This is a genomic window from Bacillus sp. FSL P4-0334, from assembly GCF_038004825.1.
GTDB classification, from domain to species: Bacteria; Bacillota; Bacilli; order Bacillales; family Bacillaceae; genus Bacillus; species Bacillus velezensis.
The window spans coordinates 2,555,952-2,580,074 of sequence record NZ_JBBORX010000001.1 but is presented as its reverse complement, the minus strand read 5'-3'; the positions used below and the strand labels follow the sequence as shown (position 1 = coordinate 2,580,074).

The window sequence follows — 24,123 nt, the reverse complement described above, 5'->3', positions numbered from 1 at the left end:
ATTAAAAACGGTTTCAATTATATAACAATTCAGTAACAAGCCTTAGGTTTTTCACCTCTCGTGATACACTTGATATAGGCTTATAAATGGATGAACCCATATATTATATAAAACAGAGGAGTAAGATAGATGCGCTACCGTACGGTGATTCCCTTTTTTTTGATGCTGTTCGTTCTGTCAAGCTGTTCGGTTTCTACTGTCAGTCCATTCACAAAAAACCGGATCGACAGCATTCATCACACTCAAATCTTGTTTTTTTCCGATGAAAATCATATAGATAAAGAAGTGCCTTATTACGATGCGATTCTTGATTTAGAAAAGAAATATCCCCATCATGTCGATCAAATGAAGGTTTATGACAACAGAAAGGGATGGGAAGAGGAAATCAACACGTTCCCTGCGCTGATGGTGATCAATCATCGGCATGTGGTCATGAAGATTGAGGGATCCGTAAAGAAAAAAGAGGATATCATCAAACCTATGCAGCATGTGCTTGCACAATAAAAACAGCCCCCGCTTTTACAAAAGGGGGGCTGTTTCTTTGTTACATTATTATTTTACGATATGGATCGGGCTTCCGATTGCTACTTCGGCAGCTTCCATAGTGATTTCGCCCAATGTCGGGTGAGCGTGAATTGTCATTGCGATATCTTCAGCAGTCATTCCGCCTTCGATCGCCAGGCTCAATTCAGAAATCATGTCAGAAGCGCTTGCGCCGGCAATTTGCGCACCGATTACAAGACCGTCTTCTTTACGAGTGATCAGCTTCATGAAGCCGTCAGTTTCGTTAAGAGACAGCGCACGTCCGTTTGCTGCAAACGGGAACTTAGCTGCAACGACTTCAATGCCTTCTTCTTTCGCCTGTGCTTCAGTGTAACCGACAGAAGCCAGTTCAGGCTCAGAGAATACAACCGCCGGAATACCGAGGTAATCGATTTCAGCCGGCTCTCCTGAAATAGCTTCGGCAGCGATTTTACCTTCGTAAGACGCTTTGTGAGCCAATGGAGGTCCGTCAATGATGTCACCGATTGCGTAAATGTTCGGTACGTTTGTGCGGCACTGCTTGTCTGTTTTAATGACACCGCGGTCAGTCATTTCGATACCGACTTGCTCAAGGCCGAGCTCATCAGTGTTCGGACGGCGTCCGACAGTGATTAATACGTAATCAGCATCAACCGTTTTTTCTTCGCCTTTTACTTCGAATGTAACTGTTACGCCGTCAGGTCTTTCCTCAACGCCTTTAGCCATGGCGCTTGTATGGATTTCAACGTTGCCTTTTTTCTTCAGTCTGCGGGTAACGAGAGAACTCATTTGTTTTTCGAAGCCAGGAAGAATTTCATCTCCGCCTTCTAAAATAACCAATTCAGTTCCGAAGTTCGCATACGCTGTTCCAAGCTCAGTACCGATATATCCGCCGCCGATAACAACGAGCTTTTTCGGAATTTCTTTAAGCGCAAGTGCGCCTGTAGAGTTCAGAACGCGTTCGCTATATTTGAAGTTTGGCAATTCGATAGGGCGAGAACCGGTAGCAATGATTGCGTTTTTAAATGTGTATGTTTGCGCAGAGTTCTCATCCATTACACGGACAGAGTTGCTGTCTACGAAATAAGCTTCCCCTTTTATAACATCCACTTTATTTCCTTTTAAAAGACCTGCAACACCGCCGGTAAGCTTATTTACAACAGAAGCTTTCCATTCTTGGACTTTTGTAAAGTCAACCGTTACGTTCTCAGCAGTGATTCCCATGTCATCTGAATGTTTTGCATTCTCGTAACGATGGCCTGCATTGATGAGCGCTTTTGAAGGAATACAGCCGACGTTCAGACAAACGCCTCCAAGAGTTGCTTTTTCAACGACTGTTACTTTTTGTCCAAGCTGAGCAGCGCGGATGGCAGCTACATAGCCGCCGGGTCCCGCACCAATCACAAGAGTATCTGTTTCAATAGGGAAATCTCCTACTACCATAACATTACGCCTCCATTAAAATAAGTTGTGGATCGTTCAGTAAACGCTTGATGTGGTTTAACGCATTTTGTGCAGTTGCTCCGTCAATCATACGGTGGTCAAAGCTGAGAGAAAGAGCTAAGACAGGAGCAGCTACAATTTCACCGTCACGGACGATCGCTTTTTCAGCAATACGGCCGATACCGAGAATCGCAACCTCTGGATGGTTGATAACCGGTGTGAACCATTGGCCTCCGGCAGAACCGATATTTGTGATCGTGCAAGAAGCGCCTTTCATTTCCGCAGGTGCAAGCTTGCCTTCACGCGCTTTTGTTGCAAGGCTGTTGATTTCATCAGAGATTTCGAAAACGGCTTTACGGTCGGCATTTTTCACTACCGGCACAAGCAGGCCTTTTTCGGTATCCGCTGCAATTCCGATGTTGAAGTAATGTTTTTGGATCACTTCATCTGTTTTATCATCAATAGATGTGTTTAAAACAGGGAATTTTTTCAAAGCGGATGTTAATGCTTTGACGACGTAAGGCAGATAAGTCAGCTTGATGCCTTGATCAGCAGCAACTTGTTTGAACTGTTTGCGGTGAGCAACAAGATTTGTTACGTCAACTTCATCCATAAGAGTTACGTGCGGTGCAGTATGCTTAGAGTTCACCATTGCTTTCGCGATCGCTTTACGGATACCGCTCATTTTTTCGCGTGTTTCAGGGAATTCGCCTTCAGGAGCCTGAGCCGCTGCAGGTTTAGCTGTTTCCTGAGGTGCAGCTGTTTCTTGCGGTGCCGCTTCTTGAGCCGCTCCTCCATTTGCAAAGCTGTCGATATCTTCTTTTACAACACGTCCGTTATTGCCTGAACCTGTTACTTTACGGATATCCACGCCTTTTTCACGGGCATATTTGCGTACGGAAGGCATCGCGATCACGCGTTTGTTCGGATCAGCTTCCACTTGGTCCTGCTGTCCTGCGCCGGTTTCTTTTGCAGGCTCTTTAGGAGTCTCTTCTTTAGAGATATCCTGCCCTGCTTCAGCAGACGACTGAACTTGAGCTTCAGTTTTCGCATCTCCTGAATCATGGCTTCCTTTAAATTGAAGATCTTCGTAACCAGGTGCGTCAAACGTAATAATCGTTTGTCCAACAGTTGCAACTGTTCCCTCTTCAACTTTTAATTCTAATACTTTTCCTTTAACAGGTGAAGGAATTTCTACCACTGCTTTATCATTTTGCACTTCAGCCAGAACATCGTCTTCTTCTACCTCGTCGTTCGGCTTAACAAACCATTTTACGATTTCGCCTTCGTGGATACCTTCCCCGATATCCGGAAGTTTAAATTCAAATGCCACAGTTTTCGACCTCCTAGTTGATTAAGCAAATTTTAGTTATGCATTCGCAAGCATTGAACCTAGTAAACAGACTCCTTCATATAAGAGAAAAGGACTCTCTTTACCGTCTTTTATGATGCCTGATTAAAATTCAAGAACTTTTTTCGCAGTTTCAAGAACGTCTTTATGGTTTGGAAGCCATACGCTCTCAGCAAGCGAGAAAGGAAATACTGTATCAGGCGCCGCAACACGCAGAACCGGAGCTTCCAGGCTCAGAATCGCGCGGTCATTGATTTCAGCTACAACGTTGGCAGCGATGCCGGCTTGTTTTTGAGCTTCTTGCACGACAATTACGCGGCCTGTTTTTTCAACAGAAGCAATAATCGTATCAATATCAAGCGGACTTACAGTGCGAAGGTCGATAACTTCAGCAGAAACGCCTTCTTTTTCAAGCTCTTCAGCAGCCTTAAGCGACTCATGAACCATCGCGCCGTATGTGATGATAGAAAGGTCAGTACCTTCGCGTTTCACATCAGCTTTGCCTAGCTCAATTGTGTATTCCTCCTCAGGAACTTCCTGACGGAAAGAACGGTAAAGTTTCATATGCTCTAAGAAAACAACCGGATCATTGTCTCTGATAGAGGCAATCAACAGTCCTTTTGCATCGTAAGGAGTGGATGGGATAACAACTTTAATACCCGGCTGCTGAGCGATAAGGCCTTCCAAACTGTCAGCGTGAAGTTCAGGTGTATGAACCCCTCCGCCGAATGGAGAACGGATTGTCACCGGAGAAGTCCAGCGTCCGCCGGAACGGTAGCGGAGACGAGCCATTTGTCCTGAGATTGAATCCATTACTTCATATACGAATCCGAAGAATTGGATTTCCATAACAGGACGGTAATCTTGCAGGCCTAAACCGAGAGCCAGACCGCCGATACCGGATTCAGCAAGCGGCGTGTCAAATACGCGGTCCTCACCGAATTCTTTTTGAAGGCCTTCAGTTGCACGGAATACGCCTCCGGCAACGCCTACATCTTCCCCGAAAAGCAGAACGTTTTCATTGTTTTTCAGTTCTGTGCGTAACGCATCAGTGATCGCTTGAATCATTGTCATTTGCGCCATGGCTTACTTCGACTCCTTCGCTTTGTAAATTTCAAGTTGTTCTTTCAAGTTGAACGTCGGCTCTTCAAACATATTCTCAATCAGCTCTGTTACTTTCGGTTTTGATTCGCCGTCAGCCTTTTTGATAGCTTGTTTGATTTCTTCTTTGGCCTGTTCAATCACTTTGTTCTCTTCTTCTTCAGACCATAGTCCTTTGTTTTCCAAGAACTTGCGGAAACGTACGAGCGGGTCTTTTTGCTCCCATTCATTTTCTATTTCTTTCGTACGATATTTAGTCGGATCGTCACCGGACATTGTATGAGGTCCGTAACGGAATGTAAGAGTTTCAATCAGAGTCGGACCTTCACCGTTAATTGCGCGCTGGCGTGCTTCTGCGGTTGCAGCGTAAACGGCAAGTGCATCCATTCCGTCTACTTGAACACCTGTAATACCGACGGCAACTGCTTTTTGGGCAATTGTCTGTGCGGATGATTGCTTTTCTACAGGAGTTGAAATCGCATAGCGGTTATTCTGAACAACGAAGATCGCTGGCGCTTTAAATGCTCCGGCAAAGTTCATTCCTTCATAGAAGTCACCTTGAGAAGCTCCGCCGTCACCAGTGTAAGTAATAGCTACCGCTTTTTTACCGCGCTTTTTAAGACCTAAAGCTACACCTGCGGTTTGGATAATTTGAGCACCAATAATAATTTGAGGTGATAAAGCATTTACTCCCTCAGGCATCTGATTACCTTTAAAATGGCCTCTTGAGAACAGGAATGCCTGGTGTAAAGGAAGACCGTGCCAAATCAGCTGAGGAACGTCACGATAACCCGGAAGGATAAAATCGTCCTGTTCAAGCGCGAAGTGTGATGCAATTTGAGAAGCTTCCTGGCCCGCTGTCGGTGCATAGAAACCTAAACGTCCTTGACGGGAAAGAGAAATTGAACGCTGGTCTAAAATGCGGATATACACCATTCTTCTCATTAATTCCTTTAACTGATCATCTGAAAGATCAGGCATTGCGTCTTTATTTACGACTTCTCCTTCAGCATTTAAAATTTGGAACGTTTCAAACTGCTTATGAATAGCATCAAATTGTTTTTTGCTATCAACAATTGAAGTTTTTGTCTTTGCAGCCATTTTTTAAACCACCTCTTCTTTTGATTTAACAGGGTTAGGATACCGTTTAGCCATCCGTATTAAAAACAGTCTTATCATGCTCTGCAATTCTAAAATTAATCATTCAGAAATTCACATAGCGCTTAAGCAAAGATAATGACGTTTAAACTGTACTAATAAAAAAAGATTTTTTATTAGTACAATATGATCAACAACCATAGTTTACAGTAATTAAACAAAGCCGTCAATCATTTATAACCTCATTTTGAAACCGCTTATAAAACTTAAGATCATATTGCGCCAAACTGTACTATAAAAGACTTTAAACTGTATTATAAAAATGCTCTACTGTACTATAATTAAAAAAAATTACAAAGTGTAAATTAAGTTATTTAACTTAGGGGCGGGCTTTGAAAAGATGCCGCGGGATAAAAACGGGCAGTTAGCAATCGTCCCGCCTGCCGAACAGACGGGACGATGCTTTTGTCTAATTATTCAATACCCGCCCACACGATATTCAGCGGCGTCAGCACGGCATGAGGATGAAACTCGGAAATCGGAGTGAAAAATACATACGTAAAATCTTCGGCTGGATCAGAAAACATGCCGCACCACCCCATTCCAAGATGTGAGAAGGTGCCTTCTGTCATGAAATAATGGTCACCGGCCGGCCACAAATTAATGCCTAAACCAAAGCCGCCTTCCTCTCTGGGCGCTCCGAAGAAGTAAAAAGGAAGACCGGGCTTTATTTGATTTCTCAGCATCGCTTCGACTGTTTTTCTTCCAAGCAGCTTCTTATCTTTCAATCTGCCTTTATTTCTAAACATTTCAGCTAACTTCCAAATATCTCGCAATGAAGAGTACAGACCGCTTGTCGCTTTATTCGGAAAATACGGGTGATGACTTTTTTCCAGCTGTACGCACTCGTGCTCATTGATCACACAAACTTCTTCTTTTAAAGCATCAGGCACATAAAAATACGTTCTTTCTAATCCGAGCGCTTCAATAATATGCTTTGTTACATACTGTTCGTAGGATACGCCTGTTACTTTTGAAATAATGATGCCAAGTATAACAAAGCCGGTTCTGGAATAGTTCCATGCTTCATCCACTCCGTACTCCAAAGGCGTACGAACCAGATAGTTTATCCATTCTTCCTCATTCGTTAAGTCAATGCCTTCAGCCTTTTGAATATCCAGCTCAAAACTTAATCCCGCCGTATGAGTCAAAAGGTGCAAAATTTTAATTTCTCCGAAACCCGGTTTATCAAACGCTGGCAAAATGAGCTTGACCGGCATTTTCAGATCGAGCAAACCTTTTTCGACGAGCTGCATGACGGCTACAGCGGTAAACACTTTTGTCAAAGAACCGATTTCTCTGATTGTATCAAGCTGAAATGTTTGCTTTTCTTTTTGTCCGCCGGTAAATTCCCCTAACGACTCAGCTGCAAAAACCTCACCTCCTCTTGACATCATATAACTCGCACATTGCAGATCTCCATTGTCTATCATCGTCTGATAATGGCCGTTAAGAGCGTTAATTTGTTTCATATCAAATGCCGGATTGCTTAATGTTTGTTTCATTGTTTTCTCCCCCTGTACTGTATGTATCGTTTTCATCCCTTACTTACTGATTTCTTGATGAATTCTGACACCGCTTTATTAAATTCTTCCGGATGTGTGATGTTCGGAAGATGCCCCGCTCCCTTAATTTTCTTTAATTCTGCATTGCTCAGCAGTTTCCGCAGCCTTTTTGTTTCTTTCTGATCAACTACGCTTTCCTTCTCACCCGTAAGGATAAGCGTTCTTGTATGAATGTCTTTTAAAAAGCCGATCGTAGAATAGCCTTCTTGTTGATGTATCTTCATAAAACGTTCAATAGAAGCATTTAAGAATTGATTACTGTATAAACTTTCATATTCATGCGACTTTCCTATAGCTATAAAATCATTTTTCAGTTTTTCCTCGACACTGCTTTCAGGGTCTTCTTCGTATGCGGTGTAACTTCCGGAAAGAATGAGCGTTTTTACTTTTTCAGGGTATTCATAGGCTATCCTCTGCCCTATCATGCCTCCCCAAGAAGCTGCCGCAATGTGGATCGGCCAAGCAACCCCTATCTCGTTCAGCACTTCGATAAAAGTCTGAGCCAGCCCGCTCAGTGTAAAATCGGCGCTCCCCTCACTCAGCCCGTAACCCGGTGTGTGTATGACAATTACATTAAATTGATCTGCCCACTCCTTCATTTGTTCTTTCCACATGTAAGCAGTGGTAGCAAAACCGCAAATCAGTAAAATTGTTTCACCCTTACCGCTCATCAATATTTCCATATGCCGGGCATTTTCTGTGTTTGCCAGAAAATGAACGGTTTCCGTTTCTTCTGTCTGGTAAAAAGCGATGAGTTTTTTTGCGGCATCGCTTTGATTGTGCTGAAGGGCTCCTTTCTTCAGTCTGCTCCAATAATGCAAATAATCGTCGAGATGACGATTGGAAGCCGTGCCGAGTATTCGGAAAGGACTCTCGGTTTCTTCCGTAACGACTGACGAAGCATCAAAATCGGCTGCAATCGCTGAATCTCTTACCAGAGGCGGTGCTGAACGGGCGGATAACGGCTTGAAATCGTTTTGTATTTTTTCTTTTTCTCCGTATAACACGATCAGCTGGTGGCCTCGGCCGAGAAGCGAGTGTTCAAAAGCTTTGATTCCGGCAGTATTTTCTAATGGGTGAAGTCCGTACTCCCTTTTCATAATATCTTGAATGCCGGGATCAACTGACATGCCTCCGTCTTTCCAGAAAGGCCAATTTACAGCGATGGTTTTTCCTGATCTTCCCCCCGCCTTTCTCATACATTCCCTCCACTCGGCAAAATGCTCCAGAAAACGATTGGCGTAAGCGTAATCGGCTTGACCCAGACTTCCGATTTCTGAGGAGATGGAAGAAAACAAAACAAAAAAGTCTAAAGGCATATCTCTGAGCGCTTCATCCAAATGAATCACACCATTGACCTTTGATTGCAGCACCGCTTGAGCTTCCGCGTCTGTTTTATTCATAATGAGAGAGTCTTTTAACACGCCTGCACTGTAAATGACCCCGTTGATTTCGGAAAAATCAGCACGAATTTTTTCCGCTAACTTGATGACCTGCTGCTTATCTGACATGTCAGCCTGGATATAAGAAATGCTTGCCCCGTCATATCGGATGCTGTCTAATTTTTCTTCCATGTCTGCTGTCATTTTCGATCGCCCGGCAATGATAACGCTGGCTCCGTGATTTGCATAAAGAAACGCTGAAATAATCCAGCCGATGCCGCTTAATCCTCCGATGATGAGATACACCCCGTTTTTTGCAAACTTTGCGGCCTTTTGTCCTGTTTGCAGCGAAGCGTCTTTGTATGCTGTCACCCGCCTTTTTTGATCGCCGTCATATTTCACAGCCTGATGATGTCCGGCACTTAATTCATTGAGAAGCAAAGGTGCTTTTTCAATGGTTTGTCTTGAAGAAATCTCAACCGTTTTACACTTTATATTCGGCTGCTCCGCATTCAGCGTTTTAAAAAAGCCTCCAATCGCGGCGTAAACCGGATTTGTATATTGACCCTTGTCATGTACGTACAGAATGTTGATGTTTTCTTTTACTTTTTGATGGATCAAAGCTTTACTCAAATAAAGAATTGAATAAAAGCTGTGAGTCAGATCTAACGCTGCCTCAGTATAAGCTTTTTTTGACAGGTAATGAATGATTGACGCCGGAAATGCTCCGGACTTTTTCATATCTTCTAACAGTCTGGAGTAATGAGCAGACTGCTCCGGATTAAATTTATAATGCTTTTCATTTACCATTTCATATTCAGCGGCGGCTTCCGCATAAATAACATTTTCACTGCCGATGTACTTTCGGATTTCATCACTCAATGAACTGTCGAAATCGAAAATCAGTGTATTTTCCTTAGGTACTTCTCCGGACTTTAATGGCGATTCTATCCATTCTTTTTGTAAATATAAAGATTCAAGCACCGGCTTTTCAGACGGCTCTTTCGTTTGCGTTTTTTCTTTAAAAGCTGCGGCCGGCGTATTACGCACATCATATTTTTCTTCTAAATAAGCCGCTAAATCATGAATATTGTTATAATCAAAAAGCAATGTCGGATACAATTGTGTATCCAATCTTTCCTCGAGCATTTTCGATATATGCAGCAGCTGTTTTGAGTCAAGACCCAGTTCGTAAAAAGATTGGTGTTTGTCCGCTTTATTTGGCGGTGTGTTTGTAACCTCTCCAATAATGGATGACAGCTCATCTGTTAATGTTTTATGACTGTCTTGGTGCTGAACTGTATCAGAGATAGAGTCTGTAATGTTAGCTCCGTATTTCTCCTGCAGAAATTCCGTCAATTCACCGATTGTGGAGTAATCAAATAATAAAGTCGGGTACAGCTTTGAACCTAACATCAGTTCTAATTTTTTGGATAAGTCTAATAATTGTTTAGAATCCAAGCCCATCTCATAAAAGGAAATATCATTCTTCACTGTTTCAGCAGGTTTTTCAATCATGCCGGCTATCTCTTGGATCAAATTATTTCTGATCATTTCTTTATTGTTCGCTACGCTGCCGACCTCTTTAGCTTTTTGGGAATGCTCCAGCCTTTGTATTGATTTTTCATTTCTGACTCTTTTCACACCGAATCGCTCATAATAAAAAGCAAGCTCTCCATCAGGCCTGTATACTTCTATGTCCGCATATAAAATGTCTTTAGAAGGCGGCTGCGTTATACTGGTTTTATTAATATACACAAAACAAGACCCAGTTGTTTTATGCAGTGCCCGGAATGTCTCAATATATATAGGGATAAACGCATTTGTTCCTTCATCCGGCAAGTCTGATGTAAGGATTCCCAACAAGCTGAGAGACCCATCCAAAAATGCGGGATGCATGTAAAAGTCATCTGTATATTCTTTTGAAAGTCCGCTTAAACTGACCTCTCCCAGAATATAATTTTCACCTTCATATACTGTACCTTCCAATTTCATAAAATCTTTATGAATCAGGCCGCCCCTGCGCAAATTACGATAGGCGGATTCAGCATCCGAAGTCCGGACGGCCCCTTTCTTTAATTCTTCGATTGAAATTGTCTTTTCTTTTATCGCATTTTTTCTTATGATTTCCGCCTGCAAGTTGACTGACGCTTCACCTTCCGCCTTTTCAGCGACCCATTTCCTGCTTGTTGTTTCAACAAGCCAGCCGTTTTCTTGTTTCGTAAACTGGAAGGTGACTTTTTTATCAAAATGGACTGACGTCGCAACAGGTTCACGGAATAAAACATGTTTGATTTCAAAACTTCGGGGTGATATCCCTTTCTCAGCTAAAAATCGTGTTATTAAATCCAGATACGTTACGCCGGGTATCGTACGCACTTGATGAAGGACATGGTCTGAAACAATATAATCGTCATGTTTGACTAATACGCTGAACCTCATGCAACTCGACAACCTTTCTTCTTTTACAAAGTAAAGAAACAGAGCAGGTGCTACTCTGTTTCATCAATAATTTCAAGAAGCCGTTTTTTATTCTGTTTGATTTGTTTTTTCCGATTTGAATCCGGCCAGTACTCTTTTCTGACAAACTCAGCAGGCGGCAGCGGAGTTCTGACGGAATGATATGAATCATCCAGGCCGCTTACCAAAAGGTGGGCGTTTGTTCCGCCAAAACCGAAAGCGCTGATGCCCGCCCTCCGTTTTCCATCCTTCCAGCTTCTCAGCTCTGTATTCGGATAAAAAGGCGACTTTTCAAATTCAAAGCGCGGATTTGGCGTTTCACAATTCAATGTAGGCGGGATTTCCTTATGCCATATTGATAAAATCACTTTAATGAAACTTGCCGCTCCGGCAGCGCTTAATAAGTGTCCGATATTGGTTTTCACACTTCCTACTCCGCAAAATTGCGTTTTGTTTGTGTCTCTTCGGAATACTTTTGTCAGAGCCTGAAGCTCAATCGGATCTCCAATCATCGTGCCTGTGCCGTGAGTTTCGACGTAGCTGACTGATCCGGGAGTGATATCGGCTTTTTCAAATGCATCTTGAATAACCTGCTCTTGAAGCTTAGGATTGGGGGTCGTAATTCCCATTGTCGCACCGTCGTTATTAATAGCTGATGCTTCAATGATACCGTATATCCGATCACCGTCAGCTTTCGCTTTCTCCAGCGGTTTTAACAGAACAGCGCCAAAACCCTCTCCGGGTACAAAACCGTTTGCCCTTTCATCAAAAGTAAAACACTGACCGTCCGGCGAAAGAGCTCCTCCTTCTGTTAACATCAGGTAAGGAATTTCATCCAAAAGCAGATCCGCTCCTCCTGCCAGCGCCATCTCTGAATCACCGTTTTTTATGCTTTGGCAGGCTAAATGAATGCTGACTAATGAAGAAGAACAAGCGGTATCAGAAACCATGCTTGGACCGTGAAAATTAAAGAAATGCGACACATGTGAAGCAATAAAGTTTTGACTAAGCCCGACGATGTGGCTGCTGCTTTCTTTCGGCAGTTTGTGACCGTAACCGCCCATTCTGGAACCGACAAATACGCCGACTTTTTTTCCCGATAATTCCGTTTCTTCATAACCGGCATCCCGTACAGTCTGTACACTCGTTTCTAAGAAATGTCTTATCAGCGGGTCCGTTTGGATGGCTTTCTCCTCTTCCATGCGGAAATACTCCGGATCGAAGCTGCCGATTCCATTGATAAATCCTCCCCATTTGCTGATGCTTTTTCCCTTTTGTTTGACCGGAGAGTAATTTTCTTCTATATTCCACCTGGAATCAGGTACTTCTTTAATATGATTCTTCCCTTTTCTCAGATTGTCCCAAAATTCCTCTTTATCAGCCGCTCCAGGGAACTTACATCCGATTCCGATAACAGCTATCTTTGCAGAGGAAGCCGTCTGCGGTTCTGTATTTCGGCTCGTCACAGACTGCATATCTTGCATATCTTGCTGATTGCTGCTTTGAGAATCAGTCTGTTCGATTTGTTTCTTCAACGGCGGCGCCGTCTTACCGATATATTCCGCAAGACCATGAACCGTGTTGTGTTCAAGAAGCACAGTAGGGTCAATTTTTTTCTGAATCATTGCTTCTATTCGATGTATAATGCTGACAAGAAGTATAGAATCCACACCGTATTCCTGAAAATCCGTATTTGGGTTAAGCTTTTCAAGGGGAATGCTCAATTCCTCGGCAAATACGGCAGAAAGTTCACTGACAAGCCCTTCTGAATGATCAAAAGTGTCGGGAGTCTCCTGTCTTCGGACTGGAACCGAAGCTCCGCCGGTTTTATTGATGTTCAGGAGACTGTCTGCATGAAACACTGTTCCTTTTTTCACGATAGGAATGATATTGGCCGATTTTTTCTCCAGTGCATGATACAAAATCGCCAGTCCTTCCCGTGTGGAAAGAGAGTCCAATCCCAATTCATCATATAAAGGACTCGTCACAGTACCCATTCCGACTTCTTTCCAGCTCGGCCAATTGATGGACGTGAAATACGTTCTCCCCTTTTGAAAATGATAAACCGCGAAATAGTCCATATATGCGTTTGCAGACGCGTAATCAGTCATTCCTTTCGACAGTTTGGGTGACTGTGCTGCAATTGATGAAAATAGAATAAAGAAATCCAGCGGCCTATTATTAAAAATCCGCTCCAAATTCTGAAGTCCAGTGACTTTCGGCCCGTACACCGTCTTAAATTCACTCATTCTTTTATGAATAAAGGCCGGATTTCCGCCGCTGTGCAGTCCGGCACAGTGTATGACACCGCTTATATCTTTAAATTCAAGGCTTACTTGGTGAAAGAATGAACGCAGCTTCTCTTCATTTGTGAGAGAACCGCTGTAATACAGATAGTTGACACCTTTCTCTTCAAAACTTTGAAACAGTTTTATATTGCTGACTGTCTTTTCGTCCTGTCTGCCCTCTTTCAGCAAATGATCCCATTCACTTCGCAAAGGTAATGGACGCGTACCCGTCAGCACGAGTTTTTTCACTCCCCGTTTCACCAAATCTTCAGCTATTGCTCTGCCAATGCCCCCTGTCCCGCCGGTAATCACGATGGCTTTATCCGCAGGAAATGAAACAGGCGCGCCGGTATGGATTCTTTCTTCTTCAAAATACGGAACATATCTGACGCCGCTGCGGTAGCATACTTCATTCTCTCCGGTACATTGCGCCCTTTCATTCTCAAAGATTTGTTTCAGCTCATGCGTTTCTTTCATGCTGTCTATATCTATTGTTTTCACATGAACAAAGCCGTATTCCGCAGAAAGGGCTTTCAGAAAAGCCGCTGATTCTGCACCCGTCAGCTTTGGTTTTTCCGCTTTAAATACCTGCAAGCCATTGGTGATTTGTAAAATGGATAATGGTGTTTCCTTTTTACTCCGCTTAATTATTTCTTGTATAAATAAGAATTTACCATATGGGATGCCGTTCTGATTGTCACTCTGGTTTCCGATATCTGAGAAATCAAATATATTTTGGACCTGCCGCTCACCGCCCGAGAAGATCTCACGGATAACGTCGTATGCGTGGTTTTCATCTAATAAAGAACACTCAAACATTTGATCAGAGTGTTTTATAAATGAAGAGTGATGTTTTATGACAATCAGATTCTCCTGATCTATATCCGAACAAATGGTGCGGGCAATTGATTCTGTGTCTTGATTTACAAATGCTACTGTCAGTCCGTACTCTTTTGTTTCGGATGGATTAACAAACGGATTTTCCCTCCATTTTTTTTGCAAGTGATGTTGAAAAGAATGCTGAGGGATCTCTGTCTTCTCAGTCCTGAACGGAACCCAATAACGTTCTTTTGCAAACGGATAAGTCGGAATTGAGATCCGTTTACCCGGCTGCTGTAAATGTTGATGAACGGATTTCCAGTCGATATCCGCCCCCCAAACCCATAATTGAGCCAGCTTTTCCGCTTCACCGTTCTCAATAATGGTCTTTACAAACAATTCACCTGCTCTGCCTTCCGTTAACGCCTTCATTTTTTCAGCAAATGCATCTGCTGATTGCTGATGAACATATACGCCTGGAACTTGCTTGTCACCGCGGCAAAACTCAAATAATTTATCTTTCATTTCTTTAAGAGAGGTACCGATAATCGCCGCTCTGGCCTCCATCGCTTCTCTGCCCGATTGTGTAGTGTATGCCAGATCCCGTAAAACGACGCTTTCCGATTGGCTGCCTTCCATCACTTCATTCGGGAACAGGTTTCTTATCGCTCCGGCATATTCCTTCAATAAGTATTCAGTAACCGCTTGAATGGAGGGGCAATCAGTTAATTCATACATCGTGAGTTCAATATGAAACATTTCGTTAATAAAATCCGCCATCCGGCTTAATTCCAAAGGTCCTACGCCAAATTCACTCAGGTGATCAGCAATATTAATTTCTTCCGGATGGATATGAAGCAATTCCGAAACAAACGGTTTGAGTACTTCATACACCTTTTCTTTCATATCAGGCTGCTTATCCTTTACTTCAGGACTTAGTGAACGCTGGATAAAATCTCTCATGTTTTCGGCATACTCAAGAAGACGTTCATTGTCTTTGGCAGATAACAGGACAATATGCGGTTCGTTCTCAACATGTTCTGTTGAGACGTTTGTTTCTTCATATTCTTCTATAATGATATGAACATTCGTTCCTCCCGCTCCGAATGAGCTGATCCCCGCTCTTCTCGGAACAGTTACTGTTTTTCCGTTTTCCTGCAGTTTCGGTTTCTTCCAATCTTGCAATGACCGCTGTACATAAAAGGGAGAGGCTTTAAAATCAATATTTGGATTCAACGTCTCCGCATGTATGGAAGGAAACAGTTTTTTCAGTTTCATTTGCAAAAGAACCTTTGTCAAACCGGCAATTCCCGCTGCGGCCTCAAGATGGCCGATATTTGATTTGACAGAACCGATGGAACAATATTGAGTGTGCTCCGTAAATTCCCGAAACGCTTTTGTTAACCCGGTGATCTCAATCGGGTCTCCAAGAGAAGTTCCCGTTCCGTGAGCTTCAATATAACTAATTGTACGAGGATCAATACAAGCTTTCTGAAGCGCGTCCTGTATCAGTTCAGACTGACCATTTGGATTAGGAACCGTAAAACCGTTTGTTCTCCCTCCGTGATTGACCGCTGTCGCTTTAATCAGCGCATAAATATGATCTCCGTCCCTTACCGCTTCCGCCGCCGGCTTTAAAAGTACGGATCCCACTCCTTCTCCCGGTACATAACCGTCACCGCCCTCGCCGAATGTCCGGCATCGGCCATCACTTGCAAAGAAGCGGCTTTGATTTAATAATGTATATTTATTGGGATGAAGCGTAAGATTGACCCCGCCCGCAACAGCAAGTGTGCTTTCTCCTCTTCGTATACTTTCACAGGCTAAGTGAATGGCGTTAAGAGAGGATGAACACATTGTATCAACCGCCATACTCGGCCCCTTAAAGTTAAAGAAATACGATATTCTGTTTGCTATTGCAGAAAATGGAGACCCGACGGCCAGTTCATTTCCTTTAAGTGATTCTTCAACGCCGAAAAATTGATAGCTTCCATATGTGACGCCTGCAAATACTCCGACCTTTTTGCGGGTCAGATCTGAAGGTTTATAACCCGCATCCTCTATGGTATTGTACACTGTCTCTAAAAAGAGACGTTCCTGAGGATCAAGAAAAGCCGCTTCTTTCGGTGATATCCGGAAAAATAAAGGATCAAACCGGTCTGGATTTTTCAGAAAACCTCCCCACTTATAGCAGCTTCCCTCCAGCATTTCTTTCCGATCATCAGGAATTTCGCTTACGCAATCCCGTCCATTCATCAGCACATTCTGGAACTCCCTGATGTTTTCCGCACCCGGGTATCTGCCGCTGACACCGATAATGGCTATATCAGCAGAAAGGGGATCGGCCGCAATGTGCTCTTTTGAACCTTCTCCTTCAGAGCGTACCGGCGCTTTTGTTTCCACTGGTTTTCTTTTTTGCTTTTTTTGATATGAGACAAGTTCAGATGTGCCGGCCGGTTTCAGCAGTTTCATCATTCGTTCGCTGTGATGACTCAGGAAATATTCAGCTAACTGAGATATTGAATGATATTCAAAAAATAATGTTTTCGACAATCTGCCGATACTTTGCTCCAGCTTTTTGGTCAGACGCATGATCATTACTGAATCAATGCCGTATTTCTCCAGGTATTGTTTTTCATCTATGAGTGAGACCGGTAATTTCAATTCCTCTGACATTATATTTTTCAGATAACTGATGATATTTTGTCTTAATTCATCGTTTTGCAAATCGGCATCTTTCTGCTGGTCTGAATGTAAGCTGATTGTGCCGGCACGCTTCAGCACATCCTCAATCTTTTCTTTTCGGCCTTTCAGGGCAATCAGCTGTTCAGATGATTGACACAAGCTGTTCTCCAGAGCCTGTATTCCGTCACTGTCATCTAACGGGTCAAGACCGAGTTCCTGTTTCATGTAGGATATTCCTTCATCGTCAATATTCATCCCGCCGGAAGTCCATAGCGGCCAATTGACTGACACTATCCTTTCGGCAGACTCTTTTGCGGTCATAACTGCTGCATACTGATCCAAACAGGCATTGGCGAAAGCATAGTCACATTGGCCGGCTGAGCCGAAGACTGCCGATGTGGATGAAAACAAGACAAGTAATTCAACTTTCATTTTTTTGATTTCTTCCGCCAGCCACAGCGTGCCATAAACTTTCGAACCTGTGACTTGATCAATTTCTTCTTTTGTCTTTCTTAAGATAAAAGAGTCACGGAGTACGCCGGCACTGTGAAATACTCCATGTAAGGTGCCGAACTGCTCTTTTGCAAAAGCAAACATCCGTTCAGCATCACTTTGTTTTGAAACATCAGATCGGATATATTCAACTGTTGAACCTGAACTTCTTAAATATTCGATCTTTTTCTCCTGCTCTTCAGTTAAATCAGAGCGCCCTGTCAATATGAGATTCGCTTTCCATTTTTCCGACAGATGTTTTGCCAGAATATAACCGAGACCGCCCAGGCCTCCTGTAATCAGATAATTCCCATGATGTTTCAGCGGCTGGGTTAAATCGAATGAGCCGGCTTTATTATAGCTTTTCGTAAAACGTCTGCCGTTTTCATAGCGCACTTCAAAATGGATATCCCGTTTTTCGTCACACTCTCTCTGATATATATCCGCTATCGCTGGAAGAGCGGCTCCCTCACCCTCTGATTGCGTGATATTGATAATCTGATAGTGAAAATTGGGGTGTTCCTGGTGAACGGTTTTCACCAATCCGCCGAGAGCATGATGCAGCGGCAGTTGTTCTTTATTCTCTGTTTGAAAAATATGCGTCAGCTTTATTATCTTTTTCCATTTTAGTTCAATCAGCGCCTGTGTAATATACAGAAGAGAAAACAATCCGTTTTCCAATTGTTTCTGTATACCTCCCTTACTCATGTCAGCCTGAGAATCAGACCACAAGTGAAGAATCTTTTCGGGCAGCTGATAATGATCATGAATGTATCGGAACAGCTTTAGATAATCGTCTTTTTTCACGTGGTTCATACAAATCGCATCATCATGTAAAACAGCAAATTCTTTTCCGCGGATGACAAACAAGAGAGTACAGTCCTTAAACAAACCGCTCAATTCTTGTATTTGCCGTTCATTTTCTGCAAAAATCAGGAGCAATCCCGTCAAGGGTACGCTCTTCTTACTCGGAATGAACGATTCTGTCCATTCCGGCTTGTAATATAAAAGCGGATGGTTCGATGCCCGTGATTTTTGATTCTGAATGGATGTCACACGGGCATAGCCTTCGTCAGCCGACATTTGTCCTGTTTGAATCAGATCAAGAATATCGCTGAGTTGTTCACGTTTTCCGTTCATCATTCTTCCCCCATTAATTGTTTCAATACAGCCTTCTGATCAATATCATTGGTTTCCAATTGACGCAGGAGACGAATGAGTTCGTCGTCCGTCTGAACAGTGTCTTTTTCATGACCATATCTGAATCTCACATCTCTGCACTCTGCCAGAATGCTTCCGTTTTTATCTGTAAACGTCATATGACACGTTACATCACGGCTGTTCTGCCGGTTCTCTTTTTGAGTATAGACATAAAAATTTTGAGCGAGAGGGTGATAGACATCCGCCGCTCCCATTCCGATCAATTCCGGGAAGGTTTCTCCGCTGACAAAAAACGCACTGGCTTGAATCGCGGACTCAAGCGCTTCAGGAGAGATCGTAAAATTCTCTCTTTTTGCATAAAGCTCATCCGGCAATGAATGAAGCGACAGCATTCCGTCACTGTTTTTCGCTGATTCAATGACAAAAGGCGCTTCAGCAGGATGTTCAGTCATTTTTGATTTGACTTCAGCAATATCAAGCGCTTCAGGAAACATACCGCTTTCAGGCTTAGCAATATGCGCATTTCCCCTGGCAAGACGTACTTTATTCTCATTTTTTGTGTTTGCATATATGTCAAACCGCGCAAAGTCGCGCTCAGGCGTCAGCGTAATCATCAGTTCCCGTATATCAGTTATTCCGTTCATGCTTTCGGTCCACAATAAATCAGTCAATGTATGAACTGGTTGTCCAAATGCCGCCGCTGCATTGACGATAGCCATTTCAGCCAAAGATGCATAAGGGAAAAAGGACACGTTTCCTTCAGACAGACTTAGTGCGAACGGATGATTACGGCTGATTTTTTTCGTGAAACTGAACTGATTAAAATCGGACGTGTTACTCCCCAAGAAAGGGTGAGTCGGCTTACTCACATCCGCTGAAACAAGTGCTTCCCCTTTTTCCGCTATCCAATACCGCTGTTTGATCAGCGGTTGTCCCGGAATAGAAATCCTGCGAGCATTCCGATTCACCTCAAAAGTCTCCCAATCTATCTTTCTTCCATTTACCCATTTGGATGCTGCTTCGGCGTAATCTGAACAAACGTGAGGCATTTCATTGTGAACTTCTGATTCGAATGTATTACCGGTATGACTGAAGTTGCTTTTTTCACCCCTGATATAAGCTGAAAGCTCTTCAGCAATGGCCCGCCCGGAATCTGCCACTATCGCCAGCCGTTCTTCCATATGATCGCGTCCCGTCTGAAGTGTATAGGCAATATCCTGAAGACGCAGTTTATGATTGTTATCCTTCGATTCATTTTCTGATAGAAAATCAGCCATAACCTTTGCATATTTTATCAGCCGTTGTTTGTCTTGAGCCGATAAAACAAAGATCACTCGGCCGCTTTGATGATCAAAAGCTTTTGGCGGCTCATACGCTTCCAATATAAGATGCGCGTTTGTTCCTCCTGCCCCAAAAGCGCTTACCCCGGCTCTCAAAGGATGAACAGCATTGCTGTTTTGCGGAATATTCCATTCAGCCGCTTTCCGCTGCACTTGAAAAGGAACCTGATCAAAATCTATAAACGGATTAACAATATCGGAATGCAGAGAAGGAACAAGCTGCTTATTCTTCATTTGGAGAAGCACTTTCGTTACCGCAGCGATTCCTGCCGCAGATTCTAAATGTCCGATATTTGATTTCACCGAACCGATGGCGCAAGGATGGTTCAATTGATAGGAATCTTTCAGTCCTTGAATTTCAATCGGATCGCCTAATGACGTCCCTGTTCCATGTGCTTCAATATAATTGACGGTATTCGGATCAATGTCAGCTTTACGAAGCGCTTCTGAAATGACCTCCGCCTGCGCATCCGGATTCGGTATGGAATATCCGCTCGTCTTTCCTCCATGGTTAACGGCGCTTCCCTTAATCACACCGTATATTTGATCTTGATCTTCTATTGCTTTTTTCAATGGTTTTAACAATACGGCTCCGACTCCCTCACCGGGAACATAACCGCTTCCGTCTTTTCCAAAACTCCGGCATCTGCCGTCACTTGATAGAAACTGTCCCATACTGAGGAACTTATATTTATTCGGATGTATTGACAAATTCACTCCGCCGGCTAATGCCATATCGCTCTCTCCGCAATGTATGCTTTGGCATGCGTAATGAATAGAGGTCAGTGATGAAGAGCACATTGTATCCAGAGCCAAACTCGGACCTTTTAAATGAAAATAATAAGACACCCGATTGGCAATTGAAGAATAGACGGACGCCGGCGAGAAAGCCACTCCATTTTCTTCTCCTTCAAATAGTTGATATTGGCCCCACATTGCACCGACAAATACACCGACTTTCATCTTTTCCAGCATGTTTCTCGGGTACCCTGAGTCTTCAAAACAATGTTTGGCCGTTTCTAAAAAGAGCCTTTCCTGGGGATCCATAAGTTCTGCTTCCCTTGGGGAAATATGAAAGAAAAGCGGATCAAATTGATCGGCTCCGCTGATAAAACCTCCCCACTTGCTGTAAGACTTCCCTTTCATATCTCTGTCTTCGCTGAAGAAATCATCCATATTCCAGCGGTCAGGCGGGATTTCTGTAATACAATCTTTTCCGCTCTTTAAATTCTCCCAAAATTCAGGTAAGTCTTCAGCCATCGGATACTTTCCGCTTAATCCGATAATGGCAATGTCCTCATGCCTTGTATCAGCTTTCTCATTTATTTGGATCTCGCAGTTTTCATCCTCTATGAAGGTATCTTGAAGTGCAGATTCCAATTTTTCTTTGTCACCTTCAAACACGATCAGCTGTGATGCGTTCAGAGAGAGTGAATCTTGAAAAGCTTTGATCCCATTGGTTTTACTAAGAGGAACCATACCGATTTTTTGTTTCATCCATTTTTCAGTTTGTTTATCCACTTTCATGCCGCCGTCTTCCCATAGCGGCCAGCCGATGGCTACTGAGACGCCGGAGCGTTCTTTTTTCCGCCTCATTCCTTCACGCCACTCAGCGAAAAGATCGATGAACCGGTTGGCCAATGCGTAATCCGTCTGTCCGATATTCCCGTACATCGAGGTGCTTGATGAAAACATCACAAAGAAGTCCAAAGGTTCGGTTTGCAGCAAGCTGTCCAATAAGACCGTCCCATTTATTTTCGGAGCGATTACTTCCTGAATTTCATCTTTTGATTTTTGAATCAATAAAGCGTCGTGCGTCACACCGGCACTGTGTATCACACCGTTGATTTCTCCGAATTGCCTTTTAATGGTTTTTATGATTCGCTCTGCATCACGGCTATCTGAAAAATCACCTCTTATATATTGAACCGAAGAACCGCCTGCTTTCATTCGGCTGATTTTGTTCTTTTTGTCTTCCGTAAGTTCAGAACGGCCCGCTAAAATAATATTGGCTTTCGTTTGGGCTGCGATATGTTCAGCAAATATAAGGCCTAAGCCGCCGGCCCCTCCTGTAATCATGTATACTCCGTTTTCTTTAAAGGAGAAATCTGAGTTTGGAGCCGGTTCCGCTTCCCGTAAGGCACGGACCCAGCGCACATTTCCTTCATAATAAAGATCGGTTTCTCCCGGATGAGCTTCCGTAGATTCGACTCTGATGATTTCAGCTGTAAGTTCCGTCAACGATGACTTGTCTGAAACTGATATCCCGATTGTCTTAAGGGCCAGTTTCGGGTTCTCAAGCACAATAGACTGCCCTGCGCCATGGACTGAAGCGTAAAGCGGCTGATCATTTTTATGGTCCGCCGGATAAAGGAAAAGCGATACAACCTTTTTTTCCGTCTTGCTGCGCATCAATGCCCGGCTGAAAAAGAATAGCGGATAAGCCCCCTTAGAAAGCTGTTCACTTATTTTTTCCGGGCCGGCAAATGACCCTTCCGGCCACCCGTAAACCACGGTGTCGGGCATTTGCCCCCTTTTTTTCAGATCAGCTGCAAGCCTGTCAAAGTGAGCTTCCTCCCTGTGATCTATCTCATAAACACCGTCTCCGTGATAGGAGAAACGATTCCCTGATAAAACGAGAATGATCTGTGTATTTTCGAATCCATTTTCAGCATTTTCCCGCATAAAATGAAAAAGCTCTCTGTCATATTGAAACAGCAGGCATGTTCTTTTCTTTTTATTTCCGCAATTCGGGTCCCAAGCGGCAGCCTTTTGTCTCCAATGCGGCGTTAAATAGGTCAGAGCCGTATGATTCTCTCCATGATGAAGAGGGAGGTCTTTTTCAACGGAAGTTTTTTCGCCGCTCTCTGCAAAATAGTTTGCAAGTTTTTGAATCGTCGGATACTCAAACAATAAAGTAGGGTACAGTTCCCTGCCTGTTTTCTCTTCCAATGCCTTTACGGCTTGCACAAGTGTTACGGAATCGAGGCCTTGTTCATAAAAACCTTTTACCACAGAGAGTGTTTCAGGGGCAGTCCCTTTGATATCTGCGATCAGCTGCTGAATGTCTCCTTCTGTTATAAGAGCGGAAAGATTTTCGTTCATACTTTCTTTCATGTCAGGCTTTTCAGCTGATTGATTTCGCGTTAAGAAATAACTGGACATTTTTTGATTTTCTTTAATATACGCGGCGAGTTCCCGGATCGTTTTCTGCTCAAACAGGAGTGTAGGATACAGCTGTTCCCCTGTTTTGTTTTCAAGTTCTTTGACAATGGCAAGCAAAGAAGCTGAATCCAGGCCCTGTTCATAAAAACCAATGTCTGTCCTTATGTCACGCAGATCTATATTTGAAACCCCGGATATTAATTCTTTAAGGTGTGTCTCAATGCTTTCGCTTCGATTTATGATTGAATCTTTTCTGATCAGGCTGTCTTTTGGCTGAGAAGCCGCTTCAGTTTCCAAACGAGTCTGCTTCAGATTTTCAATTAAATCTTTTGAGCGAATATGTTTCACAGACAGCCGCGTAAAATAAGCGATCATCTCCCCGTATGCATCGTACAAACCGTAACTTACTTGGATGACATCCCCTGAATCATGATTTTGGTCTTGCTTCTCTATGTACACATAACACCTGTCTTCCAGGCGCTTCGTCATACGGAAAGATTCAATATGAATGGGAATATACGTCTTCATCCGGCTTGCCGGAGATCCTTGTGTAAAATATTCGGGACATGCCTGATAAAGGATCGATATGATGGTAGACGCATCAAGAAAAGTGGGATGCAATTGAAAATAGCCGGTATATTGATTGGCAATTTGGCTGAGCGTCAACTCTGCAAGTACAGAATGATCAGACGCATAAACCTTCCCCAGACTCTTCATAAATTCAAAATGCTCTATATCAACCTTTTTTAAATAGTCATAACATATCTCCATATCAGCTTCACGGGCGGAGGCATGTTTAATTTCATCAATATTGATTGAACTCATGCTTTCCGGGAATTTCTGCATGAGCCTGCAGGTCATATTCTCATCCCAGCTTTCATCCAGAATGCGGTCATCTTTTACCTTTCTGCTCTTCGCCTGAATTCCCCATCCCTGTTCCAATCCCTGAAAACGGATGCGGATTTCTCTGTCAAAGGTATCCGATGTTGCTACAGGTTCCAAATACAAAATATTCTGACATTCGAGTTCTTCAATAGGCAAACCTTTGCTCAGCGCCATACGGTATATCATATCTAAAAATGTGACACCGGGTATAATCCGGGTGCCATGCACCCGGTGATCCCTGACAATATAGTCCGTATGTTTAATTGTTAATGTGAACTGATAGTTTTGATTACTGGCCACCTGTCT

Annotated in this window: 9 protein-coding genes; 1 reads left to right on the top strand and 8 read right to left on the bottom strand. The window is 43.3% G+C overall.

Features of this window, described 5'->3' with window-relative positions:
• The first annotated feature begins 129 nt into the window (after positions 1–129).
• Positions 130–504 carry a hypothetical protein gene (locus NSQ37_RS13235; protein ID WP_007409664.1) on the top strand — a complete coding sequence of 125 codons (375 nt, stop codon included), beginning with the start codon at positions 130–132 and terminating at the stop codon, positions 502–504.
• Between the two features lie 48 nt (positions 505–552).
• On the opposite strand, the gene lpdA is transcribed toward NSQ37_RS13235, so the two are convergent.
• From lpdA to NSQ37_RS13195, 8 genes are all read right to left on the bottom strand, one after another.
• Positions 553–1,965 (bottom strand): dihydrolipoyl dehydrogenase, encoded by a 1,413-nt coding sequence (gene lpdA, locus NSQ37_RS13230; protein ID WP_007409663.1) that lies wholly within the window; start codon positions 1,963–1,965, stop codon positions 553–555.
• A 4-nt stretch (positions 1,966–1,969) separates the two neighbouring features.
• Positions 1,970–3,298, bottom strand: a complete 1,329-nt coding sequence (pdhC, locus tag NSQ37_RS13225; protein ID WP_012117474.1) for a pyruvate dehydrogenase complex dihydrolipoyllysine-residue acetyltransferase — start codon at positions 3,296–3,298, stop codon at positions 1,970–1,972.
• Between the two features lie 123 nt (positions 3,299–3,421).
• The gene (gene pdhB / locus NSQ37_RS13220) at positions 3,422–4,399 is read right to left on the bottom strand and encodes a pyruvate dehydrogenase complex E1 component subunit beta (RefSeq protein WP_059367064.1); all 978 of its coding nucleotides are present in this window, start codon (positions 4,397–4,399) and stop codon (positions 3,422–3,424) included.
• A gap of 3 nt (positions 4,400–4,402) precedes the next feature.
• Positions 4,403–5,518 carry a pyruvate dehydrogenase (acetyl-transferring) E1 component subunit alpha gene (gene pdhA, locus NSQ37_RS13215; protein WP_007611171.1) on the bottom strand — a complete coding sequence of 372 codons (1,116 nt, stop codon included), beginning with the start codon at positions 5,516–5,518 and terminating at the stop codon, positions 4,403–4,405.
• Positions 5,519–5,988: 470 nt separating this feature from the next.
• Complete coding sequence (locus NSQ37_RS13210; protein ID WP_082997962.1) at positions 5,989–7,080, bottom strand: serine hydrolase domain-containing protein; 1,092 nt, start codon at positions 7,078–7,080, stop codon at positions 5,989–5,991.
• 32 nt (positions 7,081–7,112) lie between these two features.
• A complete protein-coding gene (locus tag NSQ37_RS13205) occupies positions 7,113–10,964 on the bottom strand; it encodes an alpha/beta fold hydrolase (RefSeq protein WP_341123945.1) in 3,852 nt (1,283 codons plus the stop codon).
• 50 nt (positions 10,965–11,014) lie between these two features.
• A complete protein-coding gene (locus tag NSQ37_RS13200; RefSeq protein WP_341123944.1) occupies positions 11,015–18,406 on the bottom strand; it encodes a type I polyketide synthase in 7,392 nt (2,463 codons plus the stop codon).
• Entirely contained in the window at positions 18,406–24,117 is a 5,712-nt protein-coding gene (locus NSQ37_RS13195) for a type I polyketide synthase (protein ID WP_341123943.1), read from the bottom strand. Before NSQ37_RS13195 ends, NSQ37_RS13200 begins: the two co-directional genes overlap by 1 nt.
• Between the last annotated feature and the right edge of the window lie 6 nt (positions 24,118–24,123).